Origin of the sequence: Bacteroides sp. 1001136B_160425_E2 (genome assembly GCF_015559655.1) — a bacterium.
Taxonomy (GTDB): domain Bacteria; phylum Bacteroidota; class Bacteroidia; order Bacteroidales; family Bacteroidaceae; genus Bacteroides; species Bacteroides luhongzhouii.
This window is the reverse complement of sequence record NZ_JADMQH010000004.1, coordinates 275,274-287,433: the sequence shown is the minus strand read 5'-3', so window position 1 is coordinate 287,433 and position 12,160 is coordinate 275,274. Positions and strand designations below refer to the sequence as shown.

11 protein-coding genes are annotated in these 12,160 nt (G+C 40.5%); 6 read left to right on the top strand and 5 right to left on the bottom strand.

Annotation, left to right across the window (positions count from 1 at the left end; genetic code table 11):
* Positions 1-2: 2 nt before the first annotated feature.
* From xseB to I2I04_RS05660, 5 genes are all read left to right on the top strand, one after another.
* Positions 3-212, top strand: coding sequence for an exodeoxyribonuclease VII small subunit (xseB, locus tag I2I04_RS05680; RefSeq protein ID WP_004314727.1), 210 nt, complete (start codon positions 3-5; stop codon positions 210-212).
* A gap of 39 nt (positions 213-251) precedes the next feature.
* Positions 252-1,283: a branched-chain amino acid aminotransferase gene (locus tag I2I04_RS05675; RefSeq protein WP_255344345.1), complete on the top strand. Its 1,032-nt coding sequence runs from the start codon at positions 252-254 to the stop codon at positions 1,281-1,283.
* A gap of 45 nt (positions 1,284-1,328) precedes the next feature.
* Positions 1,329-1,952 (top strand): DUF975 family protein, encoded by a 624-nt coding sequence (locus I2I04_RS05670; protein WP_009038989.1) that lies wholly within the window; start codon positions 1,329-1,331, stop codon positions 1,950-1,952.
* 112 nt (positions 1,953-2,064) lie between these two features.
* Positions 2,065-2,823 (top strand): tRNA (guanosine(46)-N7)-methyltransferase TrmB, encoded by a 759-nt coding sequence (trmB, locus tag I2I04_RS05665; RefSeq protein ID WP_195654563.1) that lies wholly within the window; start codon positions 2,065-2,067, stop codon positions 2,821-2,823.
* Between the two features lie 94 nt (positions 2,824-2,917).
* Positions 2,918-4,018 (top strand): Mrp/NBP35 family ATP-binding protein, encoded by a 1,101-nt coding sequence (locus I2I04_RS05660; RefSeq protein WP_004309381.1) that lies wholly within the window; start codon positions 2,918-2,920, stop codon positions 4,016-4,018.
* Between the two features lie 307 nt (positions 4,019-4,325).
* Here I2I04_RS05660 and I2I04_RS05655 read toward each other — a convergent pair whose 3' ends face one another.
* The 3 genes from I2I04_RS05655 to I2I04_RS05645 form a co-directional block, all read right to left on the bottom strand.
* Entirely contained in the window at positions 4,326-6,239 is a 1,914-nt protein-coding gene (locus tag I2I04_RS05655; RefSeq protein ID WP_195470264.1) for a TlpA family protein disulfide reductase, read from the bottom strand.
* A gap of 191 nt (positions 6,240-6,430) precedes the next feature.
* Positions 6,431-8,164, bottom strand: a complete 1,734-nt coding sequence (locus I2I04_RS05650) for a M56 family metallopeptidase (protein ID WP_195654562.1) — start codon at positions 8,162-8,164, stop codon at positions 6,431-6,433.
* An 18-nt stretch (positions 8,165-8,182) separates the two neighbouring features.
* Positions 8,183-8,548, bottom strand: coding sequence for a BlaI/MecI/CopY family transcriptional regulator (locus tag I2I04_RS05645; RefSeq protein ID WP_141408856.1), 366 nt, complete (start codon positions 8,546-8,548; stop codon positions 8,183-8,185).
* 397 nt (positions 8,549-8,945) lie between these two features.
* Here I2I04_RS05645 and I2I04_RS05640 point away from each other — a divergent pair, with 397 nt between their 5' ends.
* Positions 8,946-9,554, top strand: a complete 609-nt coding sequence (locus tag I2I04_RS05640; RefSeq protein WP_195654561.1) for a porin family protein — start codon at positions 8,946-8,948, stop codon at positions 9,552-9,554.
* Between the two features lie 162 nt (positions 9,555-9,716).
* Here I2I04_RS05640 and I2I04_RS05635 read toward each other — a convergent pair whose 3' ends face one another.
* Together I2I04_RS05635 and I2I04_RS05630 are read right to left on the bottom strand one after the other, a co-directional pair.
* Positions 9,717-10,976, bottom strand: coding sequence for an ABC transporter permease (locus tag I2I04_RS05635; RefSeq protein ID WP_195654560.1), 1,260 nt, complete (start codon positions 10,974-10,976; stop codon positions 9,717-9,719).
* Positions 10,977-12,158, bottom strand: a complete 1,182-nt coding sequence (locus tag I2I04_RS05630; protein WP_015532297.1) for an ABC transporter permease — start codon at positions 12,156-12,158, stop codon at positions 10,977-10,979.
* Between the last annotated feature and the right edge of the window lie 2 nt (positions 12,159-12,160).

The window sequence follows — 12,160 nt, the reverse complement described above, 5'->3', positions numbered from 1 at the left end:
TCGTGGCAGCAAAAAAAGAAACATATTCCCAAGCAATGGAACGTCTCGAAAAGATCGTTCGCCAGATAGATAATAACGAACTGGATATCGACATTTTGAGTGAGAAAATAAAAGAAGCCAATGAGATTATTGCCTTTTGCAAGGATAAACTGACAAAAGCCGACCGGGAAGTCGAAAAATTATTGCAAGAAAAGAGGCTATCTGAAGAATAAAAGTTATTTTTGCGTTTCAATGCAATAGAAAATAAACTAATACATAACAATATGAAAGAAATAGACTGGGCGAATCTGTCGTTTGGATACATGAAGACAGATTACAATGTGAGAATCAACTTCCGTAATGGTGCATGGGGAGAATTAGAGGTTAGTAGTGACGAACACCTCAATTTGCACATGGCGGCAACCTGTTTGCACTATGGTCAGGAAGCCTTTGAAGGACTGAAAGCATTCCGTGGAAAAGATGGTAAAGTACGTATTTTCCGTTTGGAAGAGAACGCTGCCCGTTTGCAATCTACTTGCCAGGGAATTCTGATGGCAGAACTTCCGACAGAACGGTTTAAAGAAGCAATTTTGAAAGTCGTAAAACTGAATGAACGTTTTATTCCTCCTTATGAAACCGGTGCTTCTCTTTACATTCGTCCGCTGTTGATCGGAACAAGTGCCCAGGTAGGTGTACATCCTGCTGAAGAGTATATGTTTGTTGTGTTCGTAACTCCGGTAGGTCCATATTTCAAAGGTGGTTTCTCTACCAATCCGTACGTTATCATTCGTGAGTTCGATCGTGCCGCTCCTCATGGAACAGGTATTTATAAAGTGGGTGGCAACTATGCAGCCAGTCTTCGTGCTAACAAGAAAGCACACGATCTGGGTTATTCCTGCGAGTTCTATCTTGATGCGAAAGAAAAGAAATATATCGATGAATGTGGTGCTGCCAACTTCTTCGGTATTAAGGATAATACTTATATCACTCCGAAATCATCTTCTATCCTGCCTTCTATTACCAATAAGAGTTTGATGCAGTTGGCAGAAGATATGGGTATCAAGGTGGAACGCCGTCCGATACCGGAGGAAGAATTGGAAACATTTGAAGAAGCAGGTGCTTGTGGTACTGCCGCAGTAATCAGCCCGATTCAGCGTATCGATGATTTGGAAAACGGAAAATCATACGTTATCTCTAAAGATGGTAAGCCGGGACCTATCTGTACAAAATTGTACAATAAGCTGCGTGGAATCCAGTATGGCGACGAACCGGATACACATGGCTGGGTGACGATTGTAGAATAACTATATATAATGAAATAACACATTTATCAATTAATATTATTCACTATGTTAAAACTAAATTCAGAACTACGTGCTCAGGCACGTGAGGCACTTCGAGGAAAGTGGCCTATGGCAGCCGTTGCTGCACTTATTTATTCAGTTATTGCCGGTGGATTATCTGCTATTCCTGTGATTGGCGGATTATGCTCATTGTTTGTCGGACTTCCGGTTGCATACGGCTTTGCTATCGTGATGCTTGGTGTATTCAAAGGCAAAGAAATTGATTTCGGAGTGTTATTTGAAGGTTTCCAGGACTATGGACGTATTTTTGTAACGAAGTTGCTACAGGGTATCTATACCGCTTTGTGGATGTTGCTGTTGGTTGTACCAGGAATTATCAAGCACTATTCTTATGCAATGACCGACTATATCTTGAAAGAAGAACCCGAAATGAAAAACAATGCAGCTATTGAGAAAAGTATGGCTATGATGGAAAACAACAAGATGAAACTGTTCATGCTTGATTTGAGCTTTATCGGTTGGGCTATCCTTTCTCTCTTTACTTTCGGTATCGGATTCTTTTTCCTGCAACCTTATGTGCAGGTTGCTCATGCAGCTTTCTATGAAGATTTGAAAGCACAACAAGGTGGAAATGTAGAAGTAAACGTTGAGGTGAATGTTGAGATTTAATAACACGAATCATTCAATATTATAGAAGAATGGAGCATAGAGAAATCTGTGCTCCATTTCTTTTTGTCGGTTGCGTCAAAATCAGTACCTTTGCGGCCTAATCAGGATTGATATGGGAAAGAATAAATTAGAAAAGTTTGCCGATATGGCGAGTTATCCACACGTGTTCGAATATCCTTATTCGGCAGTAGATAACGTGCCTTTTGACATGAAGGGAAAATGGCATAAGGAGTTTTTTAAGAACGATCATCCGATTGTGCTCGAACTAGGCTGTGGACGTGGTGAGTATACCGTCGGCCTGGGTAAGATGTTTCCCGAAAAGAACTTTATAGCAGTTGATATAAAAGGTGCCCGTATGTGGACGGGAGCGACGGAGTCATTACAGGCCGGAATGAAGAATGTCGCTTTCCTGCGTACCAATATTGAAATCATTGAGCGTTTTTTTGCCGAAGGCGAAGTAAGTGAAATATGGCTTACCTTCTCTGATCCGCAGATGAAGAAAGCAACCAAGCGGTTGACTTCTACCTATTTTATGGAACGGTACCGTAAATTTTTGCAGCCGAATGGCATTATCCACCTGAAAACGGACAGCAATTTCATGTTTACCTATACTAAATACATGATTGAAGCGAATCGTTTTCCAGTTGAGTTTATGACCGGAGATTTATATCATTCCGATTTGGTAGATGATATTCTCGGTATCAAGACTTATTATGAACAACAATGGCTCGATCGTGGTTTAGCTATTAAGTATATCAAATTCCGGCTTCCGCAGGAAGGTCAATTGCAAGAACCGGATGTTGAAATAGAACTCGATCCTTATCGTAGCTACAATCGTAGCAAACGTAGCGGATTAAGTACAAGTAAATAGTTTTGTGCAGGAACAATCGCCTTAAAAGTGAACTGACACTTAATCGAATGGTGATTTTAAATAGTAAATAGTAAATCGTCAAATAGTAAATAAAATGACTCTCTATCCTAAATTGATATTAGATGCATTGGCAACGGTGCGTTATCCCGGTACGGGAAAGAATCTGGTGGAAGCGGAGATGGTTGCCGATAATCTTCGTATTGATGGCATGACTGTCAGCTTTTCATTGATCTTTGAGAAACCGACTGATCCGTTTATGAAATCAATGTTGAAAGCTGCGGAAACAGCTATTCATACGTATGTCTCTCCTGATGTGCAGGTAACGATTACAGCGGAAAGTAAGCAAGCTGCCCGTCCGGAAGTTGGCAAGCTTCTTCCACAAGTGAAGAATATAGTCGGCATATCTTCCGGTAAAGGTGGAGTAGGCAAGTCTACAGTGTCTGCTAATTTAGCCGTTGCTTTGGCTAAATTAGGTTATAAAGTCGGTTTGCTTGATGCCGATATTTTTGGTCCTTCTATGCCGAAGATGTTTCAGGTGGAAGATGCACGCCCTTATGCTGAACGTATCGACGGTCGTGATATGATTATTCCGGTAGAAAAATATGGAGTGAAATTATTATCTATCGGTTTCTTTGTCGATCCGGATCAGGCAACTTTGTGGCGTGGTGGAATGGCTAGTAATGCGTTGAAACAGTTGATTGCTGATGCAGCTTGGGGAGAACTGGATTATTTTCTGATAGATCTTCCACCCGGAACCAGTGATATTCATTTGACAGTTGTTCAAACACTGGCCATGACAGGGGCGATTGTTGTCAGCACTCCGCAGGCAGTAGCTTTGGCAGATGCCCGTAAGGGAATCAATATGTTTACCAACGATAAGGTAAATGTGCCTATCCTTGGTTTAGTTGAAAATATGGCTTGGTTTACTCCTGCCGAACTACCTGAAAATAAATACTATATCTTCGGAAAAGAAGGCGCAAAGAAGCTGGCTGAGGAAATGAATGTTCCTTTGTTGGGACAGATACCTATCGTACAAAGCATTTGCGAAGGGGGAGATAATGGTACACCTGTTGCGTTGGATGAAGATTCCGTGACCGGACGTGCTTTCTTATCCCTGGCTGCCAGTGTCGTTCGTCAAGTAGATAGACGGAATGTAGAGATGGCTCCGACTCAAATCGTGGAAATGCATAAATAAGTGGAATCTGGAGTTGGATAGCTTTGCAGTAAGTTATCCATAGGATATAAAACGAGCTTCTGTAGTCTTCTCAAAGACTATGGAGGCTCGTTTATTTATTGGGATCATATAGAATTCGTTGTTGGCGGATTCTCTTCTACAAAATAGTGACGCTATCCAATACAAATAGTGACGGTATATGACAACGATACCGTCACTATCCTAAGCATATACCGTCACTATTTTTTTCTATATCAATCAGGAACCTTGCGTTCATTTATGGCGTCTGTCGGCAACGATTTCTGTTTGGTCCATTTTTAACTTTGAATTACTTATTCAAAGCTTTCATAAGCTCTTTTTTCATGGTGTCTATTCCAGGAAATCCAGTTTGTTTGAAGGTGATATTACCTTCCGGATCAACAATGAAATAAGTGGGAACTCCCCGGATATTGAAGCTGGACATCAGAAAACTCCATTGTTCATTTGTCACACGGAAATGCTCACCATGAATGTCGGTAATCATATTTTCCCAGGTGCCTTTGGGTGAAGTTTCGCCTGTGATGTAGAGGTAGATAATATCCTTGTTTTTTAATTCCTCTTTCATTGGAGTGATGGCTTTATTGGCTGTGCGACAAGGGCCACACCAGGTTGCCCAAAAATCAACTAACAGCGTATGTCCCCGGAATTTAGAGATAATAGATGGGAATAAGTCCTCATTGGAGACTTGTCCCGTCTCGTTTACAGTGAAGCCTGTCTTTCTTTTATTTAATTCTATTTTCTTTATTATTTCTTTGTTCGTTTGAGTAAGCATCTCTGCATATGCCGGGGAAGAAAAAGTTTTTAGTTCGGCATTCTGCTCTGCCGTTAACGGGGTAAAATCCTTTATGGACTGATACAGCTTATTAAATTTAATGTTATCGAATAAGGGTCCTTGTCCCGTTCCCAGTGTCTCTTTAAGTACATCTGAAGAATTTGGCAGAAAACTTATCAGGTATATTGTTGACGCGTAATATTTACCGTATAGGGCTTTCAGAGTGTTGATAGAAGTGAACTCTTTCAATATATCATAGTATCCTGCAGGAATATCGATACGGGTATTGTAGAAATACTCGTCAGTCTGTTCCTTATTCAGTTTATTAACAGCGATATATGCTGATTTTAGTTCTCTCTCTGTTAAGGCGATCTTACCTGTTGCAGCCAGATCTACCTGAATATTTAATAGCTCTTTACATGCATTGCTGTATGAGGATTGTGCAATTTTTTTTCGAATGGATGGAAGATGCTCCAGTACATAAGCCTTGTATTCATCTGCGCTTTTCCCGGCAATGTCGTTGTACATGTCCATGTAATAAACGCTTTTTAATACAATATCTATATCTACGGATGCTAATTCTTGTTGTAGGCTAGCCAGATAGCCATTAAAGTATACAGGTTCTCCATACGTTTTATCCTTTCTTTGCAGATGCGCCTGTCTACGGCATAGTTCCTTTGTATTGATGATGAGTGATGTCTCTTCGTTGGGAGCTATCAGACACTCGATCCAACCAAAAGGAAGTTCTAATGCTACACTTGTAACGGACGCTACTTTGACCTCCGCCTGAAAAGTGCCGTCTTCTTTGATCTTTATGATATTCTGTTCATTGTGGACATTCAATGCAGGACTTTCTATATGCATCTTCACTTGCTTTATCATATCTTTCTGATAGTCCAGCATTTTCCCTTTGAGTGTAGCAGTCCCATAAACTAACTTAGGAGTAGGTAATATCGCTTTCTTGTTTATTTTGTGTATGACTGCTTCTTTGGGAAGTTTTTGTTTATAGAATGTATCTTTGTCTAATTGTATTCCCCATATCTTATAGGCCCCGTCGAAGTCCCCTTCCGAAAAATCCAGGCTGGTTACATTTTCAGGTATTGGGGGAAATAAGAGTTGAAATTCCGCTTCTCCCGATTCCGGCATCCAGAATTCCTTATCCAATGTGATTCCAACTCCCTTTCGGATGGGATAAAGTATCCCGTTATTATCTTTCAGAAAACTGCCTGTTGCTATTTTAATCCAGTATTTAGGACGATAAAAAGCCTTTATATACACTGTTGTCACTGTATCACTCATGACAATTTTATCAATCTCAATACTATTGGAACTCCATGCTAGAAAAGGAGGCCGCTCGATAACTCTGTCTTTGGCTTGTATGGTGCAGATTGTGCAGAATATTAAACCGATAATCCATGCGAATCTTTTCATGTGAATCATGTTTTATTACACGAACAAATATAAGGATCTTTTTATAACTATCCTTGTGAAAATCGGAAAAAGAAATGACTTTTTTCAGCACCGGGGAAAGATACGTCCGGCACCGGGGAGGAGAGAGTTCCCCACCGATGAACGCCCCTTTCCTCACCGATGAGGAAAGGGAGCGGTATCGGGAAAGTTATTTATTGTAACCGGAACGTGATAGGGAGGGTATACTTAACCGGGACTGCCTGTCCTTTTTGTATTCCCGGTTCCCATTTAGGCATGTTGCCCACTACACGAATGGCTTCTGCATCCAGTGACGGAGATACGCTGCGTAATACTTTTACGTTTGACAAATTACCGTTTACTCCGATAATCATTTGTATGATCACTCTGCCTTGTTCTTTGTTTTTTTGAGCAATGACAGGATATTTGATACTTTTAGCAAGATAATGCATCAATCCGCCTTGTCCTCCCGGAAATTTGGGCATTGTTTCTACTACCGTGAAAACTTGGTCTGCGTTTTCTCCTTTCACGCCCACTGCTCCCGGAGTTGAATCTTCCTGTGGTTCATATCCCACTACAACTACTTCATCCAGATCAGATTGTTTGATTTCTTCCGCCTTGGGTGGTTCAGGATCGGATAGTCTGAAAGCAACGGGAACTGTAAACCTTACATTTACTGCTTCCCCTCTTTGTTTGCCAGGTTGCCATTTAGGCATGGCGGCAATGACACGCATAGCTTCTTTGTCGAGATACGGATTGACACTTCGTTCTACTTTTGTGTCGGCTATACTTCCGTCCTTTTTAACAGTAAAGCTTACAATTACACGTCCTTGTGCGCCGATTGCATGTGCTTCAACCGGATATTTGACATTCTTCGACAAGTAATCCATCAATGCCTTCATCCCTCCCGGGAAATCCGGCATTTCTTCTACAACCTGAAAGACAACGGAATCCGGTACACTTTTAATTTGAGTTTCCGTTATTTCCTTTTCTTTTGTACCCTGCGGAAGAGTGATTTCTTTTGCAAATTTTTCAGTAGTACGTGCTACCATTTCGATGTTACTGACAATCATCAAGATGGCAGCCAAGGGAAGCAACATCAGATATTTTGTTCTTCCTATTTCTTTCGTTCTTCGTTTATTCATCATTTTAATACGATTTTTGAGTGGTAAAACATTGAAACTATTTGATAAATTTGCTGCAGCCTTGTGATGTGCCAGTCCCAATAAGTGGTACTGGTATGATTTACTATCATGTCCCGTCTCCAATACACGATGGTCTGCCATGTATTCGAGGTTTCCTCTGACTTCCCGTTTCATTAACCAGATAAATGGGTTGAACCAGCAGAATATGCACATTATTTCGCTGAAAAGCACATCCACCGAATGGTATTGACGGGCATGTGTCTCTTCATGCGTAATGATTTCACTGATTTCAGATTCCGTATGTGATTGCGGGTGTATGAATATCCAGTGGAAGAAAGAAAAAGGACCTGTTTCTTTCTTTAATAGATGTACGCGTACTCCTTGTATATTGTTTTTTGAGCATTGGAAATGCAATCGGATGATGCTACCCAGTTGTATGAAGAAACGCGCGGCAAGTAATAACATTCCGCTCCAATAAATAATTTTTGCGAACTGTATGATAACCTCTTGCCAATTTATGACAGTTTCTTGTGAAGGGGTAACAACTTGCTCCGGAAGCAGGATGGTTGCATAAAGATCTGCCATTGCCACCATCGGTTCGTGGGCTTTTATCCATCCCTGAATATTCAATAGGGGGTAAAGCAAAGAGATGGCAAAGAAACATAACAAAGCCATTCTGCGCCAGTGGAAGAAGGTGTCTTTATGGAAAAACAACCGATAGAATGCGTAGAACAGAGCTATCGCTACATTTATCTTTAGAAAATAAGCTAGTTCCGGAGTCATGATGATGAATGTTTTCTATTAATCTTCTTTTCCTTTTTCAATAAGATCGATAATGTCTTTGAGATCATCGGTCGAAATCTTCTGGTCTTTGGCAAAGAAAGAAACCATTTCTTTGTAAGAGTTCTCAAAGTAGTTACGAACTACACTACTCATGAAATGACGTTTATATTCATTTTCACGAATGGCGGGAGTATATTGGTAGGTGTTACCCACACGTTTCGGTGTGACATATCCTTTCCGCTCCAGGTTCTTTACGATAGATGCTACTGTGGTATAAGGAGGTGCCGGTTGCGTATACTTTGCAACAATGTCTTTTACGAAACAGCATTGTAACTCCCAAATGTAGATCATTACTTCTTCTTCTTGTATAGTTAACTTTTCCATGGAGATGTTGTTTAATTACGAATATTTCGCAAATCTACGAATATTTCGTAATCATGCAATAGCTAGTCGGTTAATAATTGTAAATGTATAAATCTTGCAAGAATATTTTGATTGTGATATTATCCTGAAAATATTTAGGCATAAAAACAGACCGGATGAGCATTATTTTTGCCTAAATAGTCACACTTTAATAACATTTACGTAATAAATATAGTATCTAGGATTTTTTTATATAAAATAAATGAAATATATTTGCGGCTACAAAATATACGTTAAATACGGAAGGGTGCGTTTCAATACTGGATAAGTAACGAATAATTCCCCGCACTTAAGAACAAAACTATAAACTAACAATGCTGACCAAAGGGAAGAGGAAGGCAACTAAAAAATGAATGATATGAAAAAAGGTTTGATTTTTGTGCTATTTGCACTTGTTTCTATCGTTTCTTATTCTCAGATTTCTTGGAATGCCAAAGTAGGTATGAATATGAGTAATTTTACTGGGGATATGGATACTGACATGAAGATTGGATTCAATGTAGGTGTTGGCATGGAATATCAGTTCTCTGATATGTGGTCAATTCAACCTTCTTTGATGATTTCTCAAAAAGGTGGTAAATCTGATCTTGGAGAAGATGGAACAGTGAAATATAATCCAATGTATCTTGAAATACCTGTATTGGCAGCTGCAAGATTTGCCATAGCTGATAATCAGAACATTGTAGTGAAAGCTGGTCCTTATTTTGCATTTGGAATTGCTGGTAAGGCAAAATATGAATATGAAGGCGAAAGTGAAAAATTTGACTTCTTTGGTGATGGTGATGATCAAGAAGGAGCAAAAAGATTTGATTTAGGCTTGGGAGTAGGCGTTGCTTATGAAATAGGTAAGTTCTTTGTCAGCTTGGATGGAGAATTTGGATTGACAAAAGTTATGGATTTTAAAGTTGATGGAGTAAGTAACCCGAAGAACATGAACTTCTCTATCGGTGTAGGTTACAAGTTCTAAACTTATTATACTCTCTTTATAATATCTTTAAAATCCCTCGTTCTATACTCTCTTGGAACGGGGGATTTTTTTATGTTCTTATTCCCCCAAAAGAAAAACGGCATACCCCCCCCTATGGAAAAGATACACCGTTGATTCTCTCTCTCTTGTAATTCTTGCTCATTAATTACTTGTCTGCTTGGATAAGTTTTCTTTCTCTTTTAATTCTTTGTATCGCTCTATTGCATGTTTACGGCTCATTAGTATTTGCCAGCGGTATACCCAACAGGTGGTAAGGAAATAAATGCCAGCTTGCAACCACAAGGCCTTATATTCAAAAGCTACTTCACTAAGGGTAGCTCCCATATTATTGATTTTTACAAAGCCGTTAATTCCAAAGGTAGAGGGGAAGATGTAAGATATATACTTCCAAAACGGGGGAATAGCTGCTCCCGGCCAAGAGATTCCGGAAATAAATAACAAGGGGACTGACGTGAATACAAAAATCAGCATACACGTCTCCCGGTTGCGGATGGCAATGGAAGCTGTCATGGCAAAGAAGATACAAGCCGCAAGGTAGGGGACAACAAATAATACTAATGAGCTGGGCTGTCCGATCTGGTTGAGGCTAAACAATCTTGGAACCACATAAAGTACATAGAAAGCTACCAATATATAAACCAAGAAATAACTCAAGCCTTTTCCTAATACAATTCGTAGCGTTCCGTTGTAATGGCGGTTAATAGGTACAAGGTCTTTAAACCTGTTGTTTTCACGTGCTGTTCCCGCAGCGAGACCGATGCCGAGTAATAATGTTTGTTGGATAATCAATACCAGCACGGCAGGAATCAGGAAAGCGGCGAATCCGGCAGTCGGGTTGAAGATGGAAATCTCTTCATATTCGATCGGATAAGCGGTGATTTCATCCTGCCGGTCGGTTGTATTTCCACTGCGTGCAATCTTGATATCCTTATTCATATTCAGAGAAACCGCCGTGTTGGCAAGAAGCATCGATTTATAATACAACAAACCGCTCATGTCGCAATAGATGCTCACTTGTGTCTGTTTCCCTTTGGCGATATTGTCACTAAAATCCGAAGGGATATAAATGATGCCGTATGCACGCCGGTTTTTCAGCATTTGTTTAGCCTCTTCCATATCGGCACAGTAAGAGACGATTTGAATATCGGGCGTAGCATCTACCTTACGCAGATATTCGCGGCTAAGAGATGAATGTGAATCGTCTACAACAACAGCAGGAACTTCACGCACTACTTCATTATCATAGATGAAGCTATATAGCAACGGATAACCTAATGGGACGAGTATAAAGAATATCAGTACCCCCTGGTCGCGGAAAGTTGTCTGAAACTCCCGTTTCCAGATATAAAACAGGTCATTGATGCCTTGAGCTATCTTATCTTTTAATTTTATATCTTTCATTTAGGGTATATATTTATAGTAAACCAATGCTTCCTTCAGGCGGTGAACCACAAAGAAGGGGAGCATCATAAATATTAATAGTGCCATATAGTTGGTCCATGAGTAAGCCATACTGTACCCGTTAAGCGCCTGGTCGACATAAATAAGGAAATAGTGCCGCAACGGGAATAGATTGCTCAAAGCCTGTAAAACAGGATGCATAGCCATGACCGGGAATGAAAAACCGGAAATGGAGAACGATATGACTCCCCACAGGGAAGCAAAGCTTAATCCGAGTCGTAGAGTAGGCAGGGTTCCTATCATGACAATACCACAACATTGGGATGCCAGTACGAGACACAGCGTGGCAAATATCATTGGAAATATACCGCTGTTGCAAGGAAAATGCAGGAATCCATACAGGTATACATTATAAAATATCCCCATGATGAAAAAGACTACAGTGTGGGGAAGCAACTTTCCGGCCAATGCAATATATATGGAGTTGTTACTCATTCGTAACCATTCGCGAGCCGTACGGTCTTTGATTTCTACGCCGATTGAATAAACAGTTACCATAAATATTAATAGCATGAGTACTCCCGGTATTAGTGTATTGCATAAGTATACCGAATAGTTCAGCCACGGATTATTCAGTGGGTGCGTGTCGATAACAATTGGTTGCAAATACGCCATAGCTTGATCCTCTGTTGCACCTTTGGCGTACAACATGGTCCTTGCAGCGGCTCCCGAAGTGAGTTCTCCCATCATTTTCATATCTCTGAACAATAGAGAACCTGCGATCAGGTAGGAGTAATTGGTGTAGAAGGAGATTGTCGGTTGACGTTGGCTCTGTGCCTCTGCCGATAAACCTTTGGGAAGGTAAAAGAATCCATAGATTTTCCCCTCCTGCATGGCAATACGTGCATCTGTCACATTACTGTAATGAGCTACAACCCCTGTTTGTGAAAAAGCATCCAGGTTGCGGACAATATTACGGGAAGTAGACGAATCATCCATGTCTACTACTCCTGCAGGAAGATCCTTAGGAAGTCCTGAATCCATTAAGGTAGTGAAAAATATATAGCAAAACAGTGGCGCGATGACCATACAGAAGAGGTAGAGCGGGCGTGATACCAATCGCCGGCACTCTCTTTGCATGACCTGCCACAGGGCTATATATTTCTTTTCTCTCTCTTTCATGA

What these genes read in the sequence shown, in the direction of transcription:
- I2I04_RS05670 (WP_009038989.1), top strand. Translation starts at nt 1,329, where the DNA reads ATGTTAAAACTAAATTCAGAACTACGTGCTCAGGCACGTGAGGCACTT.
- I2I04_RS05645 (WP_141408856.1), bottom strand. Translation starts at nt 8,548, where the DNA reads ATGGAAAAGTTAACTATACAAGAAGAAGAAGTAATGATCTACATTTGG.
- I2I04_RS05660 (WP_004309381.1), top strand. Translation starts at nt 2,918, where the DNA reads ATGACTCTCTATCCTAAATTGATATTAGATGCATTGGCAACGGTGCGT.
- I2I04_RS05650 (WP_195654562.1), bottom strand. Translation starts at nt 8,164, where the DNA reads ATGACTCCGGAACTAGCTTATTTTCTAAAGATAAATGTAGCGATAGCT.
- I2I04_RS05635 (WP_195654560.1), bottom strand. Translation starts at nt 10,976, where the DNA reads ATGAAAGATATAAAATTAAAAGATAAGATAGCTCAAGGCATCAATGAC.
- trmB (WP_195654563.1), top strand. Translation starts at nt 2,065, where the DNA reads ATGGGAAAGAATAAATTAGAAAAGTTTGCCGATATGGCGAGTTATCCA.
- I2I04_RS05655 (WP_195470264.1), bottom strand. Translation starts at nt 6,239, where the DNA reads ATGAAAAGATTCGCATGGATTATCGGTTTAATATTCTGCACAATCTGC.
- I2I04_RS05630 (WP_015532297.1), bottom strand. Translation starts at nt 12,158, where the DNA reads ATGAAAGAGAGAGAAAAGAAATATATAGCCCTGTGGCAGGTCATGCAA.
- I2I04_RS05640 (WP_195654561.1), top strand. Translation starts at nt 8,946, where the DNA reads ATGAAAAAAGGTTTGATTTTTGTGCTATTTGCACTTGTTTCTATCGTT.